The organism is Hoeflea sp. 108 (assembly GCF_000372965.1).
Classification (GTDB): domain Bacteria; phylum Pseudomonadota; class Alphaproteobacteria; order Rhizobiales; family Rhizobiaceae; genus Aminobacter.
The window spans coordinates 3,767,349-3,793,062 of record NZ_KB890024.1 but is presented as its reverse complement, the minus strand read 5'-3'; the positions used below and the strand labels follow the sequence as shown (position 1 = coordinate 3,793,062).

At 64.8% G+C, this 25,714-nt stretch carries 29 protein-coding genes; 2 read left to right on the top strand and 27 right to left on the bottom strand.

The window, feature by feature from the left end; translation table 11 throughout:
- The first annotated feature begins 213 nt into the window (after nucleotides 1-213).
- Together B015_RS0118835 and B015_RS0118830 are read left to right on the top strand one after the other, a co-directional pair.
- On the top strand, nucleotides 214-1,002 hold the full coding sequence (locus tag B015_RS0118835; protein WP_026227468.1) for a thioredoxin family protein: 789 nt from the start codon (nucleotides 214-216) through the stop codon (nucleotides 1,000-1,002).
- Nucleotides 999-1,274 carry a hypothetical protein gene (locus B015_RS0118830; protein ID WP_018429289.1) on the top strand — a complete coding sequence of 92 codons (276 nt, stop codon included), beginning with the start codon at nucleotides 999-1,001 and terminating at the stop codon, nucleotides 1,272-1,274. Before B015_RS0118835 ends, B015_RS0118830 begins: the two co-directional genes overlap by 4 nt.
- Before the next feature lie 15 nt (nucleotides 1,275-1,289).
- On the opposite strand, the gene B015_RS0118825 is transcribed toward B015_RS0118830, so the two are convergent.
- From B015_RS0118825 to flgC, 27 genes are all read right to left on the bottom strand, one after another.
- The gene (locus B015_RS0118825) at nucleotides 1,290-2,930 is read right to left on the bottom strand and encodes an MFS transporter (protein ID WP_018429288.1); all 1,641 of its coding nucleotides are present in this window, start codon (nucleotides 2,928-2,930) and stop codon (nucleotides 1,290-1,292) included.
- A gap of 164 nt (nucleotides 2,931-3,094) precedes the next feature.
- Nucleotides 3,095-3,361: a flagellar biosynthesis protein FliQ gene (fliQ, locus tag B015_RS0118820; RefSeq protein WP_020565944.1), complete on the bottom strand. Its 267-nt coding sequence runs from the start codon at nucleotides 3,359-3,361 to the stop codon at nucleotides 3,095-3,097.
- Complete coding sequence (gene flgD, locus B015_RS0118815) at nucleotides 3,358-3,783, bottom strand: flagellar hook assembly protein FlgD (RefSeq protein WP_018429286.1); 426 nt, start codon at nucleotides 3,781-3,783, stop codon at nucleotides 3,358-3,360. The genes fliQ and flgD overlap by 4 nt, the downstream gene beginning before the upstream one ends.
- Entirely contained in the window at nucleotides 3,783-4,220 is a 438-nt protein-coding gene (gene flbT, locus B015_RS0118810) for a flagellar biosynthesis repressor FlbT (RefSeq protein WP_018429285.1), read from the bottom strand. Before flbT ends, flgD begins: the two co-directional genes overlap by 1 nt.
- Nucleotides 4,217-4,564: a flagellar biosynthesis regulator FlaF gene (flaF, locus tag B015_RS0118805; RefSeq protein ID WP_018429284.1), complete on the bottom strand. Its 348-nt coding sequence runs from the start codon at nucleotides 4,562-4,564 to the stop codon at nucleotides 4,217-4,219. Before flaF ends, flbT begins: the two co-directional genes overlap by 4 nt.
- Before the next feature lie 22 nt (nucleotides 4,565-4,586).
- The gene (locus B015_RS0118800) at nucleotides 4,587-5,639 is read right to left on the bottom strand and encodes a flagellar hook-associated family protein (protein ID WP_018429283.1); all 1,053 of its coding nucleotides are present in this window, start codon (nucleotides 5,637-5,639) and stop codon (nucleotides 4,587-4,589) included.
- 3 nt (nucleotides 5,640-5,642) lie between these two features.
- Nucleotides 5,643-7,097 carry a flagellar hook-associated protein FlgK gene (flgK, locus tag B015_RS0118795; RefSeq protein ID WP_018429282.1) on the bottom strand — a complete coding sequence of 485 codons (1,455 nt, stop codon included), beginning with the start codon at nucleotides 7,095-7,097 and terminating at the stop codon, nucleotides 5,643-5,645.
- Between the two features lie 79 nt (nucleotides 7,098-7,176).
- Nucleotides 7,177-8,430 carry a flagellar hook protein FlgE gene (locus B015_RS0118790; protein ID WP_026227467.1) on the bottom strand — a complete coding sequence of 418 codons (1,254 nt, stop codon included), beginning with the start codon at nucleotides 8,428-8,430 and terminating at the stop codon, nucleotides 7,177-7,179.
- Between the two features lie 64 nt (nucleotides 8,431-8,494).
- The gene (locus B015_RS0118785) at nucleotides 8,495-9,163 is read right to left on the bottom strand and encodes a response regulator transcription factor (protein ID WP_018429280.1); all 669 of its coding nucleotides are present in this window, start codon (nucleotides 9,161-9,163) and stop codon (nucleotides 8,495-8,497) included.
- Between the two features lie 216 nt (nucleotides 9,164-9,379).
- On the bottom strand, nucleotides 9,380-9,928 hold the full coding sequence (locus B015_RS0118780) for a transglycosylase SLT domain-containing protein (RefSeq protein ID WP_018429279.1): 549 nt from the start codon (nucleotides 9,926-9,928) through the stop codon (nucleotides 9,380-9,382).
- Nucleotides 9,900-11,201, bottom strand: coding sequence for a flagellar hook-length control protein FliK (locus B015_RS0118775; RefSeq protein ID WP_018429278.1), 1,302 nt, complete (start codon nucleotides 11,199-11,201; stop codon nucleotides 9,900-9,902). The genes B015_RS0118780 and B015_RS0118775 overlap by 29 nt, the downstream gene beginning before the upstream one ends.
- Entirely contained in the window at nucleotides 11,198-12,646 is a 1,449-nt protein-coding gene (locus B015_RS0118770) for a hypothetical protein (RefSeq protein WP_018429277.1), read from the bottom strand. The genes B015_RS0118775 and B015_RS0118770 overlap by 4 nt, the downstream gene beginning before the upstream one ends.
- Nucleotides 12,643-13,989, bottom strand: coding sequence for a MotB family protein (locus B015_RS0118765; protein ID WP_040456923.1), 1,347 nt, complete (start codon nucleotides 13,987-13,989; stop codon nucleotides 12,643-12,645). Before B015_RS0118765 ends, B015_RS0118770 begins: the two co-directional genes overlap by 4 nt.
- A complete protein-coding gene (locus B015_RS0118760) occupies nucleotides 13,986-14,606 on the bottom strand; it encodes a hypothetical protein (RefSeq protein ID WP_026227466.1) in 621 nt (206 codons plus the stop codon). The genes B015_RS0118765 and B015_RS0118760 overlap by 4 nt, the downstream gene beginning before the upstream one ends.
- Entirely contained in the window at nucleotides 14,606-16,252 is a 1,647-nt protein-coding gene (fliF, locus tag B015_RS0118755) for a flagellar basal-body MS-ring/collar protein FliF (protein ID WP_018429274.1), read from the bottom strand. The genes B015_RS0118760 and fliF overlap by 1 nt, the downstream gene beginning before the upstream one ends.
- Before the next feature lie 121 nt (nucleotides 16,253-16,373).
- Nucleotides 16,374-17,246, bottom strand: coding sequence for a flagellin (locus B015_RS0118750; RefSeq protein ID WP_018429273.1), 873 nt, complete (start codon nucleotides 17,244-17,246; stop codon nucleotides 16,374-16,376).
- Between the two features lie 372 nt (nucleotides 17,247-17,618).
- Nucleotides 17,619-18,401 (bottom strand): flagellin, encoded by a 783-nt coding sequence (locus B015_RS0118745; protein ID WP_026227465.1) that lies wholly within the window; start codon nucleotides 18,399-18,401, stop codon nucleotides 17,619-17,621.
- A 462-nt stretch (nucleotides 18,402-18,863) separates the two neighbouring features.
- Entirely contained in the window at nucleotides 18,864-19,649 is a 786-nt protein-coding gene (locus B015_RS0118735) for a flagellin (RefSeq protein WP_018429271.1), read from the bottom strand.
- Between the two features lie 265 nt (nucleotides 19,650-19,914).
- The gene (gene fliP / locus B015_RS0118725; protein WP_018429269.1) at nucleotides 19,915-20,646 is read right to left on the bottom strand and encodes a flagellar type III secretion system pore protein FliP; all 732 of its coding nucleotides are present in this window, start codon (nucleotides 20,644-20,646) and stop codon (nucleotides 19,915-19,917) included.
- Nucleotides 20,643-21,143 (bottom strand): flagellar basal body-associated FliL family protein, encoded by a 501-nt coding sequence (locus tag B015_RS0118720; protein ID WP_018429268.1) that lies wholly within the window; start codon nucleotides 21,141-21,143, stop codon nucleotides 20,643-20,645. The genes fliP and B015_RS0118720 overlap by 4 nt, the downstream gene beginning before the upstream one ends.
- 8 nt (nucleotides 21,144-21,151) lie before the next feature.
- Entirely contained in the window at nucleotides 21,152-21,856 is a 705-nt protein-coding gene (gene flgH / locus B015_RS0118715) for a flagellar basal body L-ring protein FlgH (protein ID WP_018429267.1), read from the bottom strand.
- Nucleotides 21,853-22,287: a MotE family protein gene (locus B015_RS0118710; RefSeq protein ID WP_245262343.1), complete on the bottom strand. Its 435-nt coding sequence runs from the start codon at nucleotides 22,285-22,287 to the stop codon at nucleotides 21,853-21,855. The genes flgH and B015_RS0118710 overlap by 4 nt, the downstream gene beginning before the upstream one ends.
- A 165-nt stretch (nucleotides 22,288-22,452) precedes the next feature.
- A complete protein-coding gene (locus B015_RS0118705) occupies nucleotides 22,453-23,709 on the bottom strand; it encodes a flagellar basal body P-ring protein FlgI (protein WP_026227464.1) in 1,257 nt (418 codons plus the stop codon).
- Nucleotides 23,706-24,125 carry a flagellar basal body P-ring formation chaperone FlgA gene (gene flgA, locus B015_RS0118700; RefSeq protein ID WP_018429264.1) on the bottom strand — a complete coding sequence of 140 codons (420 nt, stop codon included), beginning with the start codon at nucleotides 24,123-24,125 and terminating at the stop codon, nucleotides 23,706-23,708. Before flgA ends, B015_RS0118705 begins: the two co-directional genes overlap by 4 nt.
- Before the next feature lie 59 nt (nucleotides 24,126-24,184).
- Nucleotides 24,185-24,973 carry a flagellar basal-body rod protein FlgG gene (gene flgG, locus B015_RS0118695; RefSeq protein ID WP_018429263.1) on the bottom strand — a complete coding sequence of 263 codons (789 nt, stop codon included), beginning with the start codon at nucleotides 24,971-24,973 and terminating at the stop codon, nucleotides 24,185-24,187.
- Nucleotides 24,974-24,984: 11 nt separating this feature from the next.
- Nucleotides 24,985-25,293 (bottom strand): flagellar hook-basal body complex protein FliE, encoded by a 309-nt coding sequence (locus B015_RS0118690; protein WP_018429262.1) that lies wholly within the window; start codon nucleotides 25,291-25,293, stop codon nucleotides 24,985-24,987.
- A complete protein-coding gene (flgC, locus tag B015_RS0118685) occupies nucleotides 25,293-25,709 on the bottom strand; it encodes a flagellar basal body rod protein FlgC (protein WP_018429261.1) in 417 nt (138 codons plus the stop codon). Before flgC ends, B015_RS0118690 begins: the two co-directional genes overlap by 1 nt.
- Nucleotides 25,710-25,714: the final 5 nt, after the last annotated feature.

Sequence of the window (25,714 nt, the reverse complement as noted above, 5' to 3'; positions counted from 1 at the left end):
TGACCTTATTGCGTCAAGCTTGCGCGAGGGTGGGAGGCCGGGAGGTGGCTGTTGGCTTGGCGCCAAACCTCACCGCCACGCTCGTTTTCGCGCCGGGAGAATGCCGTCACACTTGTTACTCTCCGCTGCCGATTTCCGGTGCCAAGGTTGGCCAGCATCCAACAGCGGCGGCACGCGAGGCGGAAAGCTGCGCAACCAGGGAGTTTCAGAACCATGAGCACATCAGGGAACGGCCAGAATGGCGCACGAAGCGGGATGGCCAAGCCGTCAATCGTGTCGCGCGAGGCATGGGAAGACGCGCGCAAGCAGTTGCTGGTGAAGGAAAAGCTGCATACCCGCGCGGGCGATGCGCTTGCCGCCGAGCGCCGGCGGATGCCGTGGATGGCTGTCGAGAAAAACTACACCTTCGAAGCGCCGGGCGGAAAGGTCAGCCTGCTCGACCTTTTCGCCGGCCGGCGCCAGCTGATCGTCTACCGCGCCTTCTACGAACCCGGCGTCTATGGCTGGCCCGACCATGCCTGCCGTGGCTGCTCGATGGTGGCCGACCAGATCGCCCATGTCGCCCACCTGAATGCCCGCGACACCACGCTGGTCCTGGCCTCGCGCGCGCCGCAGGCCGACATTGCGGGGCTCAAGGCACGCATGGGCTGGAAGATGCCGTGGGTGACGATCACCGACGGCTTCGACGCGGATTTCGGCGTCGACGAGTGGCACGGCACCAACGTCTTCTACCGCGATGAGGACGGCCGGATATTCCGCACCTACTTCCTCAACAACCGTGGCGACGAACAGATGGGCGGGACCTGGAGCTATCTCGACGTCACCCCGCTCGGGCGGCAGGAGCTGTGGGAGGACTCGCCCGAAGGTTATCCGCAGACGCCGACCTACAAATGGTGGAACTGGCACGACAGCTATGTCGCCGATGCGGCGCCCGACCAGAGATGGGTCGAGATTTCGGATGCCGGAGAGGCGGCCTTTCGCGAGCAGAGCGCCAAGTCATGAGCCGGGCTTGCTGCGACAGGTTCGGCGAGCAGCCGGCCAGCAAGGACGTCGCCCCTCTCGGGGCGGCGGACTGGCTGGCGCTGGCGGCGTCGCCGGTTTTCGCCGCGATGGCGCTGGTGAGCGCTGTGATGGACGGTGGTCCGGCCGGGATGATCTGCTCTTCCGGGATGTCGCCGATCGGCGGCATGGCCGCGATGTACCTGCTGATGAGCGTCTTCCACGTGACCCCTTGGCTGCGGCTGATTTCCGCGCGCAGCCAAAGGTCGGCATGAAGCGGTTGCCGTCCCTCAATGCAGGTCGATGGGCCCCTTGGGGGTGACGAGGGTCGCTGCAAGGCTGGTCGGGCGTTCGATGGTGCGGCGGACGCGTGGCGGCTGGGCGCCGCTGTGGAGCGCCCGCAGCGTGTCGCCGATCTCGGCGTCGGCATGAGTGGCGCGATGATTGTGCCGGACATATTCGAGCCAGGTCGGGGTGTGGTAGGTCTCGATCCAGATTTCCGGATTTTCCAGGTCGCGTGACAATGTCCAGTGGCGAGCGCCGTCGCGGCGACGGACGCGGCGGCGCTCGGCCATCGCCTGCAGGAAGGCCGGAACATCCTCTTCGCGGATGATGAACTCGATAGTGATGGTGACGGGGCCGCTGCGCGGCTGGACGTCAAGCGCCAGATGCGGCTCGCGGAAGCGGTTGAGCGGGTCGAGATTGAGTACGGTGTGCTCGGGCAGCGGCAGGAGGAAGCCGATGGCCGCACCGATGAGCATGGTCAGGCCGGCAATGACCAGCGCCGTCGATGCACCATGGCCGTCGGCGATGACACCCCAGACCCAGGCGCCGAAGGCCATGCCGCCGAAGGTCGCCATCTGGTAGATCGACAGCGCCCGGCCGACGACCCAGCGTGGCGTCGACATCTGTACCGAGATGTTGAAATGCGACAGCGCCAGAACCCAGCAGGCGCCGCCGATGAGCAGGCCGGCGCTGGTGAGCCAGGCATAGGTGCTCCAGGCGGCGATCCAGCTCGACAAGGCGAAGCCGAGGAAGGCGGAGCGCACGATCGCCTCGCTGCTCATGCTGCGACGGATGCGGCCGCTGATGAGCGCGCCGCCGACGGCGCCGATGCCGAAGGCGCCGAGCATGATGCCGTAGGTCAGTGGCCCGCCGGCGACGAGGTCGCGGGCAACGAGCGGCAGCAGCGCCTGGATGGCGACGGCTGTGAAGCCGAAGGTGAAGCTCCGCAGCAGCACCTTGCCGATGTTCGGCGACATGATGACATAGCGCAGCCCGGCGCCCATCGCCTGGCCGAGGGTTTCGCGCGGCAGCGTGCTCTTGGGGTACTGCGGACGCCAGCGGAACAGGACGAAGATGAGGGCGAAGTAGCTCAGCGTGTTGACGGCGAAGGCCGCCGCCGCACCGGCCGTTGCGACGATGATGCCGCCGATGGCCGGGCCGACGCTGCGCGTCATGTTGAAGCCCATCGAGTTGAGTGCCACCGCCGCCGGCATGACCGGGCGGGGCACCATGTCGCCGACGGATGCCTGCCAGGAGGGGTTGTTGAGGGCGGTGCCGCAGCCGATGAGGAAGGTGAAGCCGAGCAGCAGCCACGGGGTGATCAGGCCGAGATAGGCAACCAAGGTCAGCAGCGCCGAAACGGCAAGCATGAAGCACTGGGCCGTCAGCATGACGCGGCGCCGGTCGTAGCTGTCGGCGAGCGCTCCTGAGACGAGCGAAAACATCATGATCGGCAAGGTGATCGATGCCTGGACCAGCGCCACCATGTCGGAGGAGCTGGAAATCGAGGTCATCAGCCAGGCAGCACCCACCGACTGGATGAGGCCGCCGAAATTCGAGGCGAGGCTTGCAAACCAGACCGAGCGGAAGATGCCGTGCTTGAATGGCTCGAGGGCCGAACCCTGCTCGATCTTGTGGTCGTCCATGCGCCGCGGCCGGTGGAGCCGGCTGTCCTGGTGAATCGTCTGCGGCGACTAGACCACGATCAGGGGACGGGGTGAACCCATTTGTCGGGCGCCGGTATGGGCCAGCTTCGGCGCGGCGGCGGGCCAGAGCCGAATGCTGGCGAAACGAGACAAGTCGCGACGGGTCAGAAGCCCGTCTGGATGCGCTCGAAGATGACGTTGGTGAATGAGGAGATCTGGGCGCCGATGAAGGGACCGGTCACGGCCGTCACCAAAAGGATGGCGACGATCTTGGGCACGAAGGTCAGCGTGATTTCCTGGATCTGGGTCAGCGCCTGGATGAGGGCGATGCCGACGCCGATCAGCATCGCGGCGGCCACCGCAGGGCCGGACGCGGTCAGCACCGTCCAGATGGCATACTGGACCAGATCGAGGGCATCGGCCTCGTTCACGCCGGCGTGTCCTTGATGGTGACGCCGGGATTGATGACGATCTGCTTGCCGTCCTTGAGCACGGCGACGATGCCGTCCTTGTAAAGCTTGACCTCGGCGACCACGCCAGTCGTCTTGCCGTCGGGCGACGTCACGGTCTTGCCAATGATGGCGTCGGCCTGGGCGAGGGCGGAACCCTGCAGGATCTGGTCGAGGCGCGAGTTCATCTGCACCGACTGCTCGACCTGGGAGAAGGTGGCGAGCTGGGCGACATACTCGGTCGAGTCCATCGGCTTGGTCGGGTCCTGGTTCTTCATCTGCGCGACGAGCAGTTTGAGGAACGAGTTGTAGTCGACCTGGTTCTTGGTCGCGGCCGTCTTGGTGTCCGTGGCGGTCTTGGTGTTGGTGCCGACAGGAAGGGTGGTGGTGTAGTCGATGGCCATCAGAAGGTGCCTCCGGCGATGGCGCGTGACGGCTCCGGCTGGTCATTGCCCGCCATGACGCGCTTTTCGATTGGGTAGAGCGAACGGATGGTCTTGAGCGCCTCGTAGACGTGGTCTTCGGCGACGAGGCGGTCGACCTGCTTGAGGTTCGCGAGGATCTCGGGATCCTCGAAGGTGGCGAGCAGCAGCGGCAGCGAGCGTCGGAACATTTCGCGCGCATCTGCAGCGCCGATCGGATCCATCAGCATGATCTGCAAGATGAAGTAGAGCTGGCGCAGCGGCGTCGAGGCCTGCTCGGGCTGGATGACGTGGCTTTCGAGCAGGAACTGCACGTCGTTGAGCAATTCGAGCGAGACCTTGCGGTCGGCCCGGATGACTGCGCCGTTCAGGTAGATCTTCTCGTTGGCCTTCAAGGAAATCTTCAGCGTGTTTTTCATTGGATGCCGTCGCGAATGATCTGCGAAACCTCGATCAGGCCTTCGAAACTTTCAGTGCGGCCCTGGCGCAGGTCTTCGGCCTCGCGCAGGATCCACAGGCCGATCGAGATGAGGTTGGCGCGCAGCTCCTTGGGGAGCGCATTGTCGGGATTGCCCAGATCGTCGAGCAGCGAGGTCCAGACGCGGTTGGTGAAGTTGAGCGCCTCGATGGCGTCCATGGAATTGACGCCGCCGGCACTTGCCCGGGTCAGCAGATCGATCGAGCGGCTGAGCAACTGGCGTTCGCGGTCCTTCGCATCGGCGACGGAGTCGGTCTGAATATCGGCATAGGAAAATTGATACATATGCGTCCCGTTTGATTGCCGTTCAGAGGAATTTCATGAGGCTCAGTTGCTGGATGCGGGCGGTGATAGCGTAGGACTTCTCGATCTGGGAGAGAAGGTCCGTAACGCGGGTCGATGCCTTGTAGGGATCAACGCCCTCGGTGTTCAGGATGTGCCTTTCAAACAGGTCAATCTGCGTCTTGATGCGGTCGGTGGCGTTGGTGATCCGCTGCTCGATGATGCCGGTCTGCGCCTCGAGCTGGCCGATGTCGGAGATGGCAACGCCGATCGTCTGCACGCCCTTGGTCACCAGCGCCTTGCGGGCCGCGTCGCTGACATTGCTGCCCAGCAGGTCGCTCAGCACGGCAGCCGTCATGGCGATCTTGCGCAGGCCCTGGTTGTTGGCGCTGATCGAGCTCTCCGAGGTCTCATTGAGCGTGATGCGGCTGGTGATGCCCTGGTCGGTGGCGTTCGACCATGGGCTGCCGGGGGCCGACCAGCCGGCGCCGAGGAATGTCGGCTCGACGACCGTCGTCATGAAGCTGTCCATCTGGGCAGCCGTGATGCCCTGGGCGGCAGGGTCATTCTGGGAGAAGCCGAAGAAGCCGGCAAATGCCGCGTCGAAGGCTACCTTGGTCGGCGAGCCGGCGCTGAAGTCGTTGATCGGCTTGACGTCGGTGTTGGTGCCGGCGAACAGATATTCGCCGTTCAGGCTCGTGTTGAGCACCGAGGTCAGCGTGTCGAGCGTGCTGCGCGCGCTCTTCTGGGTGAGCGCGTAGGCGGCATCGCCCGACGATGAACTGGTGAGGCTCGACAGGAAGGACTGAGCGGCGTCGCCGATCTGGTTCAGGCCCTTTTGGGTGGCCGACAGCCGCGACGTGATCAGCCCGTTGGAATCGACGATCCCCGACAGACGCTCGAGGTCGCGGTTGAGGGTGACCGACTGGGCGGTGCGCGCGCCGAGCGCCAGACCGCGGTCGGCGACGAAGCCCGATGTCGCTTCCTTCTGCGCCTTGGTCAGCTCGGCCTGCTGGCGCAGGATCGAATAGCGCAGGGCGTTGGAAACTGCGGAGGAGGAGACAAAGGTGGTTTTCATCGACTACCTCACCGCCGCGAGCAGCGACTGTAGCATCTCGTCGACCGCCTTTATGAGGCGCGCCGAGGCCTGGTAGGCGTGCTCGAGATCGAGCAGCAGCGACATCTCGACGTCGACATTGACAGATGTTTCGTTGGACAGCGCCTCGCCGGTGCGGACCGCGAGCGCTTCCTTGGTTTCGGTCGCCGTTGCCGCCTGCTTGCGCATGCCTTCGAACCAGCCGATCGAGTTGGTGGTGAAGGAGCTCAGGCTGGAGGTCGCGGTGATGCCGGCCGCCGGATCGAAGGCCATGTTTTCGTCGATGCGATTGCCATAGGCGATCAGCAGGTCGGCGTAGGAAGCGTTGTTGGCCGGGTTCTTGTCGTAGGCCGCGCCGTTCATGCCGCCGTCGCGCAGCAGCGTCGGGTCGCCGCCGACGAGCGGATCGGCGGCCGGGTTCAAGCGGATCGAGCGGGCGAGGCCGTTGATCAGCGTGCCTGCCGGAGGCACGCCGGGACCGCCGGACCAGGTGAACAGGCCAGCCTGGTCGGCCAGAGCAGGCGCCGTCTCGCGGAAGGCGGTGATGAGGCCGCGCGCCGTTTCATCCAGCTGGGACTGCATGGTGTTTGCGACGCTGTCGCGCAGCTGGACAAGGCCGGCGAGTTTGCCCGCGGCATCGGTGTTGGCGCCGGTGCCTGCCTTGAGCGGCACGCCGTCGATGAAGATCTTGTTGCCGGGGACGCCGGCGGCATAGCCGGACGAGGGCTGGAAGCTGACGGTGCGCGGTTCGGTCTCGAACAGCGTGACGCCGTCGGCCGTGGTGAGCACCATGTCGTTGTCGCCGCGCTTCATGATCGAGACGGGCACGATCTCGGCGATCTTCTTCAGGATGGCGTCGCGCTGATCGAGCGCGTCGTTGACGTCGCGTCCGGAGCGTGTGCCCTGAATGATCGTCTTGTTGGCTATTTCGAAGTCACCCAGCAGCCGGTTCAGGTCGTCGACTGCGGTGGCAATCTCGCCGTCGGCTTGGGTTCGGATGCTCTGGATGGCCTCGCTGCCGTCGTTGAGCGTGCGCACGACCTGGCGGGCGGCGTCGATTGCTGCGACGCCGAGGTTCTTGTTGGAGGGCGCTGCCGAATAGAGCTGGAGCGCTTCCTGGAACTTGCCGAGCGCGGTGGCCGGCGAGTTCGCATTGTCCGAGCCGTTGACGTCGAGCGCGAGCTTCTGCAGACCCTCGAAAAGAGTGCTCTGCCCGGAGAAGGAAGCGAGCGACGACAGGTTCTGCCGGAACAGAAGCTCGTTGGTCGCCCGCTGGATCTCGACGACGCGAGCTCCGGGAGCAATGCTGCTAAGCATCGCCGTGCGGCGTGCGTAGTCTGGGTTCTGCGCTTCCTGGACGTTGCGGGAAACGGTGCTGGTCTGGCGCGACGTGTTCTGAAGCGCAGATTGGGCGATGCTAAGTGCAGACGTCAGGGACATGCGCAGTCTTTCGCGGGTTAGGTCGTGAACTCAGAAACCTGGGTGAGAAGGTGTGAGACCACGACCTGCTCCGTCAGTTCTATCTCTTCAGGTTGACGAGGATATCCATGAGGTCCGCTCCGGTTTGGAAGACCTTGGAATTGGCGGTGTAGTTGCGCTGCGACTCGATCATGTCGGTGAGCTCGGTCGCGATATCGACGTTCGAGTTCTCGACGGCGCCGGAGACGATCTTGCCGTTCTTGCCCTCGGTCGGCCAGCCGATCATGATGCCGCCTGACTCCGCGCTTTGTGCGAAGACGTTGCCCGAGATGACGGACAGCTTGTCGGCGCTCGGTACGTTGGCCATCGGGATCGAGAAGATCGCCTTCATCGAGCCGTCGGCATATTGCGCGTAGACGGTGCCGTCCTTGTCGATGTCGATGCTTTCGATCTTGCTGGGCGGGCTGCCGTCGAGCTGGGCCTTGGTGACGTTGTAGGCGGAGTCGCCCTGGGTCATGCCCGACATGTCGATGGTCAGCGCTGAGCCACCCGGAACGGTCAGCGTCAGGTTGGCCGGAGTGGTGGTCAATTGGCCGGAGCCATTGAAATTGAGGGTCTGGGTTGCCAGTGCGGGGCCACTGTAGGGGAACCCGCCGCCAGCGGCAGCCTGCGCCTGGTTGTAGGCCGCCACTTCCCACTGTCCTGTCGCCGTCTTGGAGACGTAGACATCGATGATGACCTTGCCGCCGAGATTGTCATAGGCGATCAGCGACGACTTGTTCGTGTAAGTGGCGCCGGCGGCATTGGTCGAAGGCAGGTTGGCGGCCGGCACGATCGCGGCATCGCTCGGGAAGTTCGCGGCGAACTTGCCGGTCGTGCTCGGCGTCCAGCTGATGGCGGTGTCGTCGATCTGGATCGGCTGGAGGCTGTTCTGGTCGACCGGCGCCGCAGGACGCGGACCCTGGCTCAGGTCCCAGCCCTTGAGGCGGTAACCGGCGGTGTTGACGAGGTAGCCGTCCTTGTCCGGCACGAAGGCGCCGGCGCGCGTCAGGAACGAGGTGCCGCTCGGGTCTTCGACCACGAAGAAGCCGTCGCCATCGATGGCAAGGTCGGTCACCGAGGTTGTGTACTGGAGCGCACCCTGCTTGCTGATGGAGTTGACCACCGTGGTGGTAACGCCGCCGGAGTTATAGCTGCCGGCGGTGCTGGGCAGGACCAGCGAAGAAAATTCCGTCGAAGCACGCTTGTAACCGGTCGTGCTCGAATTCGCGATGTTGTCGGCGACTGTCGAGAGCCGGTTTGCCTGGGAGTTCATCCCCGACACGCCAGTCCGCATCATTCCATAGAGGCTCATCGAAGGTCTCCCCAAATCTCATGCCACGCATGGAAGCTACGCGGCATGTCTTGCGCGAAGCTGATCAGACGATCAGGCGGTAGCCAAGGAAACGCTTGGAATCGATCGGATCGTGGCCGAGGCGCTCGCGCAGCTTCTTGCGAAGCTTGCTGATGTGGCTCTCGACGACGTTTTCTTCGACTTCTTCGTCGAAGACGCCGTAGATGGCGTTGAAGACTTGCGTTTTAGTGACGCGGCGGCCGCTGTTGGACGCCAGATATTCAAGGATACGGCGCTCGCGGCGCGGCAACGGCATCGGTTCGCCGTCGATCTCGGGATCGCGGCCGTCCATGAAGATGCGCATGGCGCCAATCTCGGTGAAGCCGGTGTCCTCCTGGGCACGCCGGCGGATCGCCGTGATGCGCGCCAGGATCTCGCGGATGTGGACCGGTTTGCGGATGACGTCGTCGACGCCGGACTCGAAAAGCTTGAGCGTGTTTTCGAGATTGTTCTGCTCGCTGAGCGCAATGACCGGCGCCTTGGAGCGGTCGCGCAGCTGGCGAGGGGAGATGGAACCCTCATGGCAGTCGCCGATGAGGAACGCGCGGACAGAGCGCAGGTCCTCTTCAGGCGCGCTCGTAACCCATTCGCCGAATTCGCTCGAACGGAAGCCGGCGCAAGCCACGCCTTCCCGGTCAAAAAGTGAGTTATATCCCTTGGTGACGAGCTCGCGCTCGTCGACAACTACTATCATCGGCCCCGCCTCCGAATCGAAAAGTTAATGCCCCGTTAACCAATCGGTATCGGGTGCAACGGGCTGTAACCAATCGTGAGATTTTGCCTGTAGTTTTTGGGGAGTCTGGAATCGCATGGGTTGAACCGATTGCACGATATGCGTGCAATCGTTGCCAAATTCCAGGAGACGGGAATGTCGCGGCTGACTGCCGGTTTCAGAACGCCGAAAAGACGCTCATGGGTTGCAGAAGGTTCGGGCGTTGTCGGTCCAGCGGCCGAAGCCGGTGGCGACCATGTTGGCGATGACGCGACAGACATATCGCTTCTGTGCGGGGTCGTTGTTGGGACCTGCGTGATAGCGGGCGACGGCCATGGACCAGGACTCGTGGCGGCCGTGCAGGCTGACCAGAAAGCGCGCCGCATAGTCGACATTGCGCCTCGGGTCGAGCATGTCGCTGACACTGCGGAATTCGTTGCCGTGATAGCGATGGTTGATCTGCATGCAGCCGAGGTCGATCAGCGTCTTGCCTTCGGCCCGGGCGGCCTCGAAGGCGGCGATCGCTTCAGCCTGGCTGCGCGGAAAGACCGCTTTTCCCTCAATATTCAAGGCGTTGGGCTGCAGGCTGCCCTTCTTGCCTGTCTCGGTCAGGCCGACCGCATAAAGGATGCCGACCGGCACGCCGTAGCGATCGGCGGCCCTGACGATCTCAGGCTCGCACGGGTTGGCGGCGGCCGAAGCATCGACGGCAGCGGCGCTAGATGTAGCGGCTGCCGCCAGGACCATCAGTGCGAGCCGACGAGATGTTGCGTGTACTGCCTTCATCATTTGTCGCCCCTCCTGTCGTTCTGCCGTTGCCTGATTGCCTGCCTTCGCTACCCGTTCCTCCCGATTGGAAGGCTTGCTGGTCGCGGCCTCCGGAGCCTGGCGAAAGCGCACCGCCATCCGTGCGCGCCTGGCTGTTCGATGCTGCCTGAGGTTGCTGGATGGTGACGCGGTCGACGTCGAAACCCAGGCCGCGCAGGGCGCTGTTGATGGCGTCACGATCGGTCGACAGGCGATTGTAGGCTTCAGTGTTCTCGACCTGGATTTCAACCGACAGTTGATCTCCCGACAGGTGCAAGCTTGCCGTCACCATGCCAAGTTCGACGGGGCGCAGCTGGATCTTCAAAACCTGCGTTCCAGGCGTGCTTGAACTGTTGGCCTGCAGCTGCTGAACGGCCGATACAGCGGCCGTTTGACGCGGCGCTCCCGACGCGATCGCGAGCGCAAGGGCGCCTGCCGTCGAGCCGGTGGATGGGGTCGCGGGCGCGGGGATCATCTGCTCGGAAATGACGGTGACGCGATTGGTTGCCGCCGCCTGTTCGGGCTGCCGCGCAGGCGTGGGCCGAGCCGGCTTGTCGGCTGGCGCCGCGGCTTCGCCGGTCGCATCGCCAGCCGGTTTTGCCTGCGCTGCCGCTTCCCCTGTGGTCGCCGCGTCAGTTGCGCCCGCCAGTGCCGGCGGAAGTGCGGAGCCGCCATTCGGGCGCGCCGCCGACTTGCCTGATGCGAATGGCTGGCCTTCGGCCAGAGCGGCATCGGTGCCTTCGGTCGGGACAGCGGCATCGCCTGCTTCGCCCGAGGTCGCCTGTGCGCCGCCGGAGGTTGCCGGCTGGCTGGCCGCCTTGCGCAACTCGCTCAATGCAAGCACCAGCGGCATGGCAGCTTCGACGTTCTGATCGTTGGCGGCTGGCTCCTTGGCGACGGGGGCGGGCAGGGTTGTTTCCGCGTCTTCGATCTTTGCGTCGTCCTTGGCCGCGACGTCGCGCTCGACGGTGCCTTCGACGTCGCCGGCATCCTTGGCGGCAAGCCGCTCGGCAAATTTCTGCCAGCGCTTCTCGTGCTGTGCGCCGCCATCGACACGCGGCTCCTTGGCGGTGCGTTCGCCACCCTTCTTCGGGTCGAGCAAGGCCTGGCCGAAATCGGCCTGCTCGTCGCCACCCTGCAGGGAGGAACGATCGTTGGCGAAAGCCTGCCTGGTGGGCGTGCTCACAATCGCCGAACCGATGCCGTCGGTCATTTGGGGGAGGCTCCTAGTAGTTCGTCAATGGCTTCGAGCGTGCGTCGCGCTTCGATGATCTTGGGATCTTCAGGCTCGGCGGCCGGCTGCTGTGGCGTCGGGTGCGATGCCGTCTGCTGGGGGGACGACGACGGGGCATGCTGTTCCGGCGCCGGGGCTGCCGCTGTTGCGGGCGCAGGCACTGGAACCGGCGAGGGCACCACCTCGCGGACCGTCGTTCTTGCCGGCGCAGCGGTCGGGGCCTGTGCCGGTGTCGATGCCGCTGGAGCCGGCGTGGCCGGCACTGGCGCAGCCGCGTCCGGGATCATGGGGTCGCTTGGCCCGGGCTGCGTATCGAGCGGGACTGGAGGCAGGTTGGCGATATCGACCGGCTTCTGCGCCCGTTCGACGGGCGTCGGCACGGCAGAGGTGACTTCGGAAGCGATGGCTTCGACGGCTTCGAGAAGTGCGCGGTCGCCCTTGGAAAGCTTGCTGCGGTCGATGCTGCCGAGCTTGTCGAGCATGTCGCCAGACGTGCCCGAGGTGACGCCGGACAGACCGGAATAGAGCTGGGCACGCGGGTCGTTGTCGTTGCGCTGGCCGTCGCGGCCTTGCTCGGCCTTGCGGGCGGCGAAGGTGGACAGTTCGGCAAGACCGTCGATGGCGGCGCGGCGGGCGATGCGCAGGTAGACGACCTTCTCCTGCTCGGCGTCCATCATGGCGGTGACTTCGGCCAGCGCGTCGAGATTGATCTGACCATTCAGGGCGACCACACCGGTCACGAAGGCGTCGGCGAACTGGCTGGCATAGGGCGAGCGCAGATAGTTGCGTACATATTGCAGCGAGTTGTGAAGGAAGCGGCCGCCGTCGCCGATGCGCGGCGCAAGCGCCACCGAGCGGCGCAAGGCGGCTTCCTCGACAAGTGTGCCGGGGCTCATCAGCCGCGCCTGGTCGAACAGCTTGACCGCCTGCTCGGGCTGGTCGGCGACGCTGACGGACCCCTTGACCAGCGCTAGGAACGCGCCGAGCTCGGAAGTCTCGGTCAGCGGGTTGATGGATGCGAGGGCGTCGATCGTGCCCTTGGGCTTGCCGCGGAGATAATCGATGACGCCCTGGGCCATCTGCTTGTCGGCGTCCTCGAGCGTGAGGCGCGAGACGACCTGCTCGATGGTCAGCGGGTTGCCGCCGCTCATGGCGTAGATGAGCAGGGCGCGGAAATTCTTGGGATCCTTGAACGACGCGGGATCGGCGGTGCGCATGCGCTCGTCGGTCATTTCGAGCAGGCGACGCTGCATTGGCAGCGATGCCTGGTCGCCCGCGGCGATACGATCCTGGACCAGCTGCAGGCAGCGGACCATCTGGTAAGGTTCCAGCCCCGGCGCCTCGCTGGCGCGCGCATGGTCGGGCGCTGTCGCCGCGATGAGGGCGATCAGGCCGGCACCAGCGAAGGTCGCCGCGAGCCTCATTCAGGCTTCTCCAGCAGGATTTCGATGCGGCGGTTGACTGGCGAGAACGGCTCGGACGGATCCTTGAGCTTGCGATCGGCGAAACCACCGACCTCGACGACACGCTTTTCGTCCAGGCCGGCACGTACCAGCATGTAATAGGCGGAGTGCGCACGGGCGGTGGACAGACGCCAGTTGTCGTAGCTGGCGTTGCGGAAGGGGCGGGCGTCAGTGTGGCCGTTGATCGAGACGTTGCCTGGATGAGTGGCAATGGTCTTGGCGATCTTTTCCATCGCCAGGATCAGTTCGCGGCGCGGCACGGCGGAGCCGATCTCGAACATGCCAAAGTCGAGCTGCTCGGTGACCGAGATGACCACGCCCTTGTCGGTGGCGACGACCGAGAGGCCGTCGGGCAGGTTCTGGCCCGGCTTGATCGCCGCGGCAAGTTCCTGGCGGATGGCGTCGGCGTCCTGGACCGTTTCCTTGGTGGGGGCTGGCTCCTTGGGCTGCTCGGCCATTGCCTCAGCCTCGGCCTTCTCGCTCTTGGGAGCGTCGCCGGATTTCGTCGCGTCGTTCGGCTTCGCCGCTTCGGCAGGCTTGACTGCGTCTCGCGGCAGCGGGGGCGTTGCCGCGTCGGCGGCCGAAGCCTGCTCGGTCGTCGGCTGCTCTTCGACATGCTTGACCGGAGCGGAAGGCGTGGACCGCGCGGTCGGCTCGCCGGGCTTGGCCGGTTCGCCCTCGATGGCCGCGCGCTCGGCACTGGCTTCGGCCGCGGGGGTTGCCACCTGCTCGGTCCAGAAATCGGGTGCGAACGGATCGCGATAGGCTTCGCCACCGGTGGCGCCGCTCGACGGGCCAGACAGTTGCGCGCCGCCGTCGCCGCGCTCGGAGATGTTGGCCTTGGCGCCGGTCTCCTGCGCGATCTCGGCCAGCACGGCGTAGGGATCGGCGAAGAGGTGGTCGTCGGATTTCTTGGCCGCGTCGGCGGTGTCGATCGAGTTCTTCTCGGTCGAGGGACCGGCACTGCTGCGTCCGTCGGTGCCTGCCTTGGCTTCGGGCTGCTGAGGATCCTCGGCGGTCAGGCCGACGGAGTTGGGACCGTCGCCCATTTCCTCAAGACCTTTGCGGCTCGCCTGGCGGTCGACCAGTTTGACCGGGTTGAAGTAGCTCGCAACCGCTGCCTTGGTCTGCTCGTTGGCGGCGCTGATCAGCCACATGACGAGGAAGAAGCACATCATCGCCGTCATGAAGTCGGCGAAGGCGATCTTCCAGGCGCCGCCATGGTGGCCGTCGTCGTGGTCGGCATGACGCCTGACGATGATGATCTGCTGGTGATGGGGATCGCTGTTGTCGGCGGCGCTCATGGCAAGGTCTCGGAAAGGGCCGAAGACCATTCGCCAAGGCGGGTCTCGAACAGATTGTCGTCGATCGACACACTCAGATCGAAGCCAGTGGCTTCGGTGAAGTCGACATTGCCCGCCCGTTCCCCCAAGGCGGTCGCCAAGGCGTCGAACATGAATTGCGGACCACTGACGCGAATGCGTACCGCTTCACGGTCTTCCATGGCCGACAGCACTGCGGCTGCGAGGGCGTCGATGGAGCGCTTGCGAATGTCGTCGCTGACAAGACCGGCGATGATGCGGGCGGCAGCATCGGTGGCAAGATGAACGACACGCGCCTCCATGTCCCGCAGACCAGCGGCCATGGCCGTGCCGGTCTCGGTGCCCATGTGGATGCCAAACGCGCTCAGCTCGGCCGCATGCTGCTGGCGCTCGGCTTCGAGGGCTGCCTCATGTTCGGCCACGAGGCGGGCAGTGAGCGCCTCTTCGGCCTCGGTGACTGCGATCGCAATCAGTGTGGGAAGGTCGGGTTCGGGCACCGCCTGCGGGTAGGTCGGGGCGGGGAAAGGCTTGTCGTCATCCGCACGCGACGCATGCGGCGCGAAGTCGGTCAGCCGTTCGAACAGTGCTGCGATCGACATCAGGCGGCGACCTCCTGGCCGGCCCATTTGCGCAGGATCAGTGCGGTGCGCTCTTCATTGATGTCGACCATGCGAGCGAGGCGGTCCTGGGGGGCGGGACGCAGCTTGTTGCGCAGATCGTCCATGGCATGTGACCGCTGGTCGGACAGGGCGACAGGCTCCTCCTCAAAGGAAGCCATTCCTTCGGCGTTGGGCAGCGCCCGCTGCATCTCCTCGAAGCTCGGGCCGGCAAAGGTCGGCAGGGCCGGGGCACCGGACTGGGTGAGCGCGGCCGCCATCGGGCGTAGGCCGAAGAAGGCGATGAGGAAGACGACGACGATGAAGGCAGCGGCGTTGATCAGCGTCCCGGTGTGCTGGCCGATCGAATCGAGGACACCGGGGCTTGCGACCTGCACTCCATCGAGGCCGTCGATGAACTCGACCGCCGAGACGTTGATGATGTCGCCGCGCTTTTCGTCGAGGCCGGTGGCGGAAGCGACCATCTTCTGGATATCGGCGACGCGGGCGGCAATCGCCTCCGGGGTGGCGTTCTGGCCGAGGATGGCGGCGAGGCGCTGCTGGTTGACGACGACGGCGATCGACATCTTGGTCACCGAATAGCCGTTCGAGACCGTGGCGATGCGCTTGGAGTTCATCTCGTAGTTGGTGATTTCTTCCTTGCGGTCGCTGGCCGACGTCGACTGCGGGCCGTCGGTAGCAGCCGCGCCGGCGTCGGGCAGGTTCTGCTCGACGGTTGCGGGCGTCGCCGACTGCTTCTGGTTTGAGTTCTCGTTGGCGCGGACGACCTGGACCGAACGCTCGACGCGCGATTCGGGATCGAAGATGGTCTCTTCGGTCTGGCGCGTGTCGGTGTTGACATCGGCCTTCACGCTGGCGCGGAAATTGTCGGGGCCGAGATAGGCTGTGAGCGCGCGGCGGATGTTGTCTTCGATCTGGGTTTCGACGGTGCGCTCGACGCCGATGGAGCGGGCGGCGCTGGAATTGGCGGGATCATCGCCCGAGGCGAGCAGGTTGCCCGAAGCGTCGAGCACGGTGACGCGCTCGGAATCGAGGCCGGGAACTGCCGCGGCGACGAGGTGACGGATGGACATCGCCGCCTTGTCGGCGTCGGCGCTGGAGGCGCGGATCACGACGGATGCGGAGGGCTTCTGCTCGTCGCGGCGGAAGTTGGCGCGCTCGGACATGACGATGTGAACGCGGGCGGACTTGATGCCCTGGATGGACTGGATCGTGCGGGCGATCTCGCCTTCCAGTGCGCGGACGCGGGTGACCTGCTGCATGAAAGAGGTGAGGCCGAGCGAACCGACATTGTCGAACAGCTCGTAACCGGCGTTGGAACTGGTGGGCAGGCCCTTTTCGGCGAGCAGCATGCGCGCCTTGGCGGTGCTGCCGGCAGGAACCAGGACCGTCGTGCCGTCGGAGGCGACGTCGAAGCCGATGCCGGCTTCGCCAAGCACCATGCCGATCTGGTTCACGTCGGAGCGTTCGAGCCCGACATAGAGCGTCTCGTAGGCCGGACGATTGAGATAGATGGAGGCAACGCCGACCACGGCGATGACGAGCGCCGCGATGCCGCCGAGGATCGCCAGCTTGCGCGGGCCGAAACTCTGCAGATTGGCGACGATGGTCCTGAGCTGTTCGGGCACGTGCGTAGGTTCCCCGCAATATCTTCCGCAGAGACCCTAGACGTCGAAGCTTGTGCAAAAATGGAAAGGGCCGCGCCCGAGGCGCGGCCCTTTTCGATAATCTGCCGGTTGCGTGGCCAGGTCAGCCCTTGAACAGGGCCAGGATCGCCTGCGAGTTGGAATTGGCGATGGAGAGCGCCTGGATACCGAGCTGCTGCTGGACCTGGAGTGCCTGCAGGCGGGTCGATTCCTTGTTCATGTCGGCGTCGACGAGCTGGCCGACACCACGGTCGATGGAATCCATCAGTTTGGAGACAAAATCTTTCTGCAGGTCGATATGCGACTTCGCGGCGCCGAGCTCGGATGCCGCCAGGGTGAACCCTGTCAGCGCCGTTTCGATGTCGGCGAGGAAGCCGTCGATGTCAGCATCGGTGCCGTTGGTTTCGACGTTGATCGCCATGATGTCGGCGGTGATCGGCCTGGCGGTGCCGTTGGCGGCAAAGAGGGTGATGTTCGAGATGTCGATCGAGATCTTGCCCAGGGAGACGGTGCCGTTGGCGGCGCGGTTGTAAGAAGAGACGATTTCGACCGGACCAGGATCATCGGTGGCCAGCATGTTGGAGCCGGCATAGCTGGCGCCGATCGCAGCGCTCTTCAGGTGGCCCAGCAGCGGCGCGATTTCGCCCTGGACCTGCTTGCGCGTGTCCAGTCCCTGGCCACGCGCGGTGATCAGCTTCTGCTTGATGTTGTCGATGACGCCGATGATGTCCTTCAGTGCGGTGTAGGCCGTGTCAACCTTGCCGGCGCCGAGACCGAGCGCGTCCTGCACCGACGAGTTTGCGCCGTTGTCGGAGCGCATCGTCGTGGCGATGGACCAATATGCGGCGTTGTCGGAAGCCTCGGCCACGCGAAAGCCGGTCGAGATGCGCCCCTGGGCAACCTGGAGCGCCTTGTTGGTGGAGCTCAGGCTCTGCAGCGCAGTCATCGCTGATGCGTTGGTCATGATGCTGGACATCGGATAAGGCCCCCACTGTCGTTTCGCGCCACCTTCGGTAGCGCTTCCGCTGCATACGCGGCTGGTTAACCATAGCTAAACAAGTATGGTTAATAGCTGATTAATGGCGCTTGATCAGAGCCTGCCGGCGCTGTCGGTGACGCGGCGGAATGATCTGCCCGGAAGCTTGCGCGGGGCTATCCGCGAATGTGCCAGCTGGACGTTCAGACGTAGAAATATGCCATTTTATTCAGCCGGTTACGTAATTCGACCCGCCCGAGTGGAAGCCCCGGTGCGCAATGCAATCTGCTGCTTGCATTAGACAAAACGAAACCGGGCCGTACCTTGCGGTACGACCCGGCGTCCTTGTTGCCGAGATGGCTCGGATCGATCTTAGTTGCGGAACAGCGACAGCAGCGACTGCGAGCTCGAATTGGCGATCGAAAGCGCCTGGATGCCGAGCTGCTGCTGGGTCTGGAGGGCGGCGAGACGTGCCGACTCCTTGTTCATGTCGGCGTCGACCAGCTGGCCGATACCGCGGTCGATCGAGTCGATCAGCTTGCTGGTGAATGACATCTGCGAGTCGACGCGGGTCTTGGCGGCGCCGATGGTGGCGGCATTCGACTTCATCGCCGTCAGGGCGGTTTCAGTCAGTGCCGCGTCGGTGGCAGCCGTCAGGGCGGCCTCGAGGTCGTAGGCGGCGACGGTCATCGTCGTCGGAGCGGCGCCCGGCTGGTAGCCGGTCACGATGTTGGCGGCCGTGCCACCTGTCTCGAGCATGTTGACGCCCTGGAAATTGGCGTTCTGGGCGATCGAAACGACCTGGGCCTTCAGCTGGGTGATTTCAGCGTCGATGGCGGCGGTGTCGGTGCCGGGCGTTGCGCGGGCAACGTACTTCTTGACGATTTCCTTGGTCTTCTCGATGGCCTCTTCCAGAGCGGAGGAAGCGGTGTCGAGGACAGCGGCGCCGAGACCGAGAGCATCCTGAACGGCGCTCAGAGCGCCCGTCTGGGTGCGCATCGAGGTCGCGATCGACCAGTAGGCGGCGTTGTCCGAGGCGGTCGAAACGCGCTGGCCGGTGGCGATGCGATTTTGAGTGGTGGCCAGATTCTTGTTGGTGCTCGACAGCGTCTGGAGAGCCGTCATTGCAGACGCGTTGGTGAGAAGGCTGGTCATGAGCCCTGTTCCTTGTATTCAGTTTTTTCGAGGAACATGCCGGCGAACAGCCGGCTCAGGCGAAGCGGCATCATACCTATGGCCAACTGTCTGGGCCAACTCGCGCTGTATCGCGATCTAACCGCGGACTTCCTGCCAAAGGGCTAAAAATCATGGTTAATCAACTCTAAATAGCTGATTTTTTTAACCTTAATGCGAATTTGCGGGAACTTCCAACGCCTGGTCGTGACTTGTTTTGGCACGGAAGCTCAAGCGCCGCAGTCGACAGTCTGCCAACCGGCGTTTGCAAGTTCCTTCGACGGGCACGACGAGCAGGATCCCCGATGAGGCGCCGCTGTCGGCGACAGCCTCATAACGAAACCGGGCCGTACCTTGCGGTACGACCCGGTCTGCGATCCTTGTGCCTGAGACGGCCGGGATCGGTATCGATGCGGGCGCGGCGAGCCGCGCCCCTCCGATCTATTAGCCGCGGAACAGCGACAGGAGCGACTGCGAGCTCGAGTTGGCGATCGAGAGCGCCTGGATGCCGAGCTGCTGCTGGGTCTGGAGGGCGGCGAGACGTGCCGACTCCTTGTTCATGTCGGCGTCGACCAGCTGGCCGATGCCGCGGTCGATCGAGTCGATCAGCTTGCTGGTGAACGACTTCTGCGAGTCGACGCGGGTCTTGGCAGCGCCGATGGTGGAAGCGGCCGTCTTCATAGCGGTCAGCGCCGTGTCCACAGCCGTTGCGGTGGTGGCGCCGGTCAGGGCAGCTTCCAGGTCGTAGGCGGCGACGGTCATCGTCGTCGGAGCGGCGCCCGGCTGGTAGCCGGTCACGATGTTGGCGGCCGAACCGCCGGTGCTCTTGAGCATGTTGACGCCCTGGAAGTCGGCGTTCTGGGCGATCGAAACGACCTGGGCCTTCAGCTGGGTGATTTCAGCGTCGATGGCGGCGGTGTCGGTGCCAGGCGTTGCACGGGCAACGTACTTGTTGACGATTTCCTTGGTCTTATCGATGGCCTCTTCCAGAGCGGAGGAAGCGGTGTCGAGGATGGCGGCGCCGAGGCCGAGAGCATCCTGAACGGCGCTCAGAGCGCCCGTCTGGGTGCGCATCGAGGTCGCGATCGACCAGTAGGCGGCGTTGTCCGAAGCGGTGGCAACGCGCTGGCCGGTGGCGATACGGCCCTGCGTGACGCCCAGGTTCTTGTTGGTGCTCGACAGCGTCTGGAGAGCGGTCATTGCAGACGCGTTGGTGAGAAGGCTGGTCATGAGCCCTGTTCCTTGTATTCGAATTTTTTGAGGAACATGCCGGCAATCAGCCGGCTCAGGCGAAGCGGCATCATGCCTATGGCCAACTGTTCCGGCCAACTCGCGCTGTATCGCGATCTAACCGGGCACTTCCTGCCAAACGTCTAAGCAATGTAGTTAATCAACCGTAAATAGCTGATTTTTCTCAGTTTTATGCAAAATGACCGAAGCTTGCGCTCCGGCCATTCGTTGCATTTCCGAAGTAGGCGACGCGCTTTCCGGGTCGCTACGTGAAGGATCGCACGAGGGAACCCACCAGCAGGTTCCAGCCGTCGATGAGCACGAAGAACAGTATCTTGAAGGGCAGCGACACCACTGTCGGCGGCAGCATCATCATGCCCATGGCCATCGTGATGGTGGCGACGATGAGGTCGATGACGAGGAACGGCAGCACGATCAGGAAGCCGATCTCGAAGCCGCGGCGAATTTCGGAGATCATGAAGGCGGGAACGAGGATGCGCAGGTCGACCTTGTCTTCCGAGACGGTCTGGCCGCGCTCGCGGGCGAGGTCGGCGAACAGGTTGAAATCCTTGTCGCGGACATTGTGCATCATGAAGGTGCGGAACGGATCGGAGATGCGCTCGACGGCCTCGGTCTGGGTGATCTGGTTGTCCATCAGCGGCTTGACGCCGTTGTTCCACGCCTGGTCGAACGTCGGCGCCATGACGTAGAAGGTCATGAACAGCGACAGCGAGATCAGGATCAGGTTGGCGGGCGTCGACTGCAGGCCGATACCGGTGCGCAGGATCGAGAAGGCGATGACGAAGCGGGTGAAGCTCGTCACCATGATCAGCAGGCCCGGCGCCACCGACAGCACGGTGAGCAGGCCGAACATCTGGATGATATAGCCGACGGTGGCGCCATCGGGGTTGCCGAGGGCGTTGAGGTTCAACTGCTGGGCACCGGCGGGCAGGATGCCTGCGGCGAGGATGGCAACGGTGGCCAGGAACTTTTTCATTCGAACAGCAACGTTCTGATCAGCACTTCCTTGACATGGCCGTCGCTGCGGATGGCGGCGCGTTCGTCGAGGTCGGTCTTGAGATGACGGAAAGCGCTGGCGCCCTGGACCTGGTGGATCCGGAGCGTGCGCACATAGGCGAGCAGGTCCTGGTGGACCCGCTCGGTGAGTTCGGCCGGCTGCGGCGCGTCGAGCACGAGCGACACCTCGAGGCGTATCCACATGGTGTCGGGTGCGGCCAGATTGGAGGTGATCGGCGCAAGCTGGACCAGCGTGCCGGCCGCGGCAGGATCTTCAGAGGCTGCAGCGCCTTCCTTGCCGCCATGCGGCTTGGCCTTTGCCTCGGTCTTTTCGACCGGCTTGGCTTCGCCGTAGAGATACCCGCCCGCCATCCAGCCCATGCCGATGGCGGCCGCCGTCATCAACAGCAGGGCGCCGAGCTGGACGACCATCGACGGGCCTGACTTCTGGGTGATGGGCAGTTCGATCACTGACATGGCCGGACCTAGAAGGGGAGGACCTGGTCGAGGACCTGCTGGCCGTAGGGCGGCTGCTGGACCTCGGTGATGCGGCCGCGGCCGCCATAGGAGATGCGAGCTTCGGCGATGCGCTCGTAAGGAATGGTGTTGTTCGGGCCGATGTCGGACGGACGGACGATGCCTGCAATGGTCAGCACGCGCAGCTCGGCGTTGACGCGGACTTCCTGCGAGCCGCGGATCATCATGTTGCCGTTGGGCAGGACATCGGTGACGACGGCTGCCACCAGAAGGTCGAGCTTTTCGGAGCGCGAGGTCGCGCCGTCGCCCGAATAGATCGACTTCGAACCGGCATTGCCGTCCAGCTTGCCGCCGGTTCCGACGCCGTCCCATTCCGCATTGAGGCCGCCACCGATGGTGCGGTTGCTGGTGCGGTTGCGCTCGGACTCGTTCTTGAAGCGCGCCCGGTCGTCGATCGAGATCTTGACGGTCAGGATGTCGCCCGGCTGGAGGGCGCGCGGGTCGGTGAACATGCGGCTCTGCTTGTCCTGCCACAGCGAGAACCGCTTGGTCGGGGTCGCAGGCGCCTCGGGATAGCGGTACATCGACGAGCTGCCGTCCTCGATGCCCGAGCCGACGGCGGACATGGTCGGCTCCTTGCCGACCTCCTTGAGGTTGGCAGCGCAGCCGGAGAGGCCGGCGAGCATGGCGACGAGGAGGACTTTTCTGGTCATGAAGGATCTTCCCGGCGGGCGGCGCTCGCCATGATACGGGTCAGCTCGGCGGCCGACTTCTTTTCCATTTCGTTGAGAATGACGCTGGCCTTGCGGGCGTCGAGCTTCATCAGAATGGCAGACGCCAGTTCGACGTCGAGCGCGGCAAGCCGCTCGGCGGCAGCGTCGGGCTTCATCTTGGCGTAGATCTGGACGACGCCTTCCTCGGCGCGGGCGAGGAACAGTTCGCGGCGCTTGAGCCAGGTCTCGTATTCGGTCTTGCGTTCCTCAAGCAGCGCGATGCGCTTGTCGACCTCGGCCTGGAGCTTCTTCAGCTCCTCGGCCTGAAGTGCGTAGCGGCGGTCGCGTGCGGCGTCGGCGATGTTGGAGCAGAAGCGCTCTACTTCGCTCGGCTCCACCGTGGCCGGCTGGACGACGTTGGCCGTGGGCATCGGCCGCTCGATGAACTGGGCCGGCGCGCCCTGCTCCTGGGGCTGCGCGGGGGCAGTGGCCTCGGTGCGGGCCGGGCCGACACCGACCACGAGCACGGCGAGTGCTGCGAGCGGGTAGACGCTGGAGCGGAACTTGGCGGAGAGCTCTTGGATCACGGCCATGCCTTACTGGACCACCAGGTCGGCTTGCAGCGCGCCGGCCGACTTGATGCCCTGGAGGATTGCAATGATGCCGTCCGGCTTGACGCCGAGGCGGTTAAGACCCGCGACCAGCGTTTGCAGGTCGGGGCCGTCGAGCATCGCGAGCTTGGAACCGGGGCGGGCGGCGTCGATGACGGTGAAGTCCTCGACCGCCGTCTGGCCGCGCGAGAACGGCTCGGGCTGGACGACACGCGGCTGCTCGGTGATGCGGACGGTGAGCGTGCCGTGGCTGATGGCGACCCTCGAGATCTTGACCTCGTTGCCGATGACGATGGTGCCGGTGCGTTCGTCGACGACGACGCGGGCAGGGCTGTCGGACAGCACCAGCAGGTTTTCCAGCTCGGCATAGAAGCGGGCTGTGGAGATACCCTCCGGCTTGCGGATGACGATGGTGCGCGAATCCTGCTCGCCGGCGACGCGCTTATTGAAGCGGTGGCGGGCGTAGTCGTTGATGGCGTCGGCGACGCGGACTGCGGTCGAGAAATCCGGGTTGAACAGCTGAAGCGTCAGCATGTTCTCTTCGGCGAAGCGTGCGGTGACCTCGCGCTCTACGATGGCGCCGTTGGGCACGCGGCCGGCGGTCGGGATGCCCTGGGTGACCTTTTCGGCAGCACCCTGCGCGTTGAAGCCGCCGACGAGCACCGAACCCTGGGCGACGGCGTAGATGTCGCCGTTCGGCGCCTTGAGCGGGGTCATGACCAGCGTGCCGCCGGCGAGCGAGGTGGCGTCGCCAAGCGACGAAACGTTGACGTCGATGCGCGCACCGGCCTGCACGAAGGCGGGCAGGTTGGCGGTGACGATGACGGCGGCGACATTCTTGACGCGGGCGCGGCCGTCCTCGGAGGCGATGCCGAGATTTTCGAGCATGGCGCGGATCGACTGTTCGGTGAAAGGCGCGTTGCGCAGGCTGTCGCCCGAACCGTTGAGGCCGATGACGAGGCCGTAGCCGACGAGCTGGTTGTCGCGCGATTCCTGCAGCGAGGCGATGTCCTTGATGCGAACATTGACCAGATGCGTGCCGATGCCGCCATTGAGCGACGTCAGCCGGTTGCCGCTGTCGCCGAATTTGCCGGTGTCGAAGGAGCCTTCGCCAGCATTGCCGCCGGCGGCCTGGCCGGCGCGTGCGTTGAACTGCGCTGCCGGCACACCGTCGGGGCCGTCGGCATAAGCTGTCTGGAGGCCGAGGACGGCGACTGCCGCGAGCACTAACCTGCGCATCATGTCGCACCCACGTGGATGGAACCGTCGGCCATGACGGTGCCGGTCAGGATCTTGCCGCTGTCGATGTTGCGCACCTTGACGACGTCGCCGGCAGCACCGGGCTCCAGGGTGACGCCCGAGGCCGAGATCATCAGCGCTCCGGCGGCGAAGACGACTTGGACGGCCGCGCCGCGCTCGACCAGCCACGCTTCGCGCAGGGCGTTGACGGGAACATACCGGCCCGGCAGCAGCGTGCGCTTGGCAACGCGGCCGTCGAGCTCGGCGGGAAGGGTCGCCACGCCATCGGGGCGCACCTTGCCCGGCCTGAGGGCAACTTCCTTGAGTGAGGAAAGCGCAATCGCCTCGCCGGGATAGATGACGCGGTTGGGAACGAGCACCACCTCCTGCTCGGCAGCCATCGCTGCGCCGCCAAGCATGGCGAACGCAAGAAGTGCCGCACGAATCCTGGGTAGGGCGTTGCCTCGCCGCATGATGCTCACCTGATGTTCTTGGAGACGACAGCGGCCATTTCGTCGGCCGCCTGGATGACCTTCGAGTTCATCTCGTAGGCACGCTGCGCCGAGATCAGCTCGGTGATTTCCTTGACGGGGTCGACGTTGGAGTTTTCCAGGTAGCCCTGCTTGACGGTGGCGAAGCCTGGATCGCCGGGCGCGCCGACATTGGCGGCGCCCGACGCTTCGGTTTCTGCGAACAGGTTGTCGCCGAGCGGCGCCAGGCCGGCCTCGTTGGCGAAATTGGCGAGCTGGAGCTGGCCGATCGGCTGGAGCGCGGTCTGGCCGGCAACGCGGGCGAAGACTTCGCCGGTGTTGTTGACGATGACTTCCAGCGCGTTCTGCGGCACCGTGATCGCCGGGATGACGTTGTAGCCGTCGATGGTGACGAGCTGGCCGGTGGCGCTTGTGTTGAAGGAGCCGGCGCGGGTGTAGAGGGTCTGGCCCTCTGGTCCCTCGATCTCGAACCAGCCGCGGCCGGTCAGCGCCAGGTCGTATTCGTTGCCGGTGTTGGTCAGTCCGCCCTGGATGTGGACGTTGCGGACGGCCGCCGTCTTGACGCCGAGGCCGATGCTGACGCCCTCGGGCACGATGGCCGAGTTGGCGCGGTTGGGAACGCCCTGCATGCGGTCGACCTGGTAGAGCAGGTCGGAGAATTCGGCGCGAGCGCGCTTGTAGCCTGTCGTGTTGATGTTCGCGATGTTGTTCGCGATCACCTCGAGGTTGGTCTGCTGGGCGTTCATGCCCGTGGCGGCAATGGCAAGCGCTTTCATCGCGGCGGTCCTCAGATGCCCATACGGCTGACTTCGAGATAAGCCGTGACGATCTTGTCACGGATGGCGATTGCCGCCTGAAGAGCCTGTTCGGCGCTCATGACGGCGTCGACCACCTCGCGGGTGTTGGTCTGGCCCTGGATGCCGGCTGCCGACAGCTGTTCGGCCTTGCGCATGGTGGCGGCCGTCTGCGCGGCGACGTCGGCAAGAGCGGCGGAGAAGGAGGTGCCAACTGCGCCGGTCGCGGCCGGTGCGATTTCGGGAAGGCCGGTCGGCTTGGTCAGGACCTGTTGGCCGAGCGGGCTGATGCTGCCGATCATTACTGGCTCCTCATAAGATCAATGGTCATGGAAATGAGATCGCGCGCCTGCTTAACGACCTGCAGGTTGGCTTCGTAGGACCGGTTGGCCTCGTTCATGTCGGCCATTTCGATCAGAACGTTGACGTTCGGCATCTTGACGTAGCCATTGGCGTCGGCCGCCTCGTTGCCCGGCTGGAACTCCAGCGGGAAGGCCGACTGGTCGTTGCCGATATTGGCGATCTCGACGGTCGAGCCACCGGTGGCGCGATCGAGCTCGGCGGCAAAGCTGATGGTCTTGCGGCGATAGGGATCGGCGCCCGGCGTGTTGCCGGTCGACTGGGCATTGGCCAGGTTTTCGGAGACGACGCGGAGGCGTTCGGACTGGGCGCCGAGGCCGGAGCCGGCGACCTTGAGGGCTGCGACAAGCGGATCCATCGGCG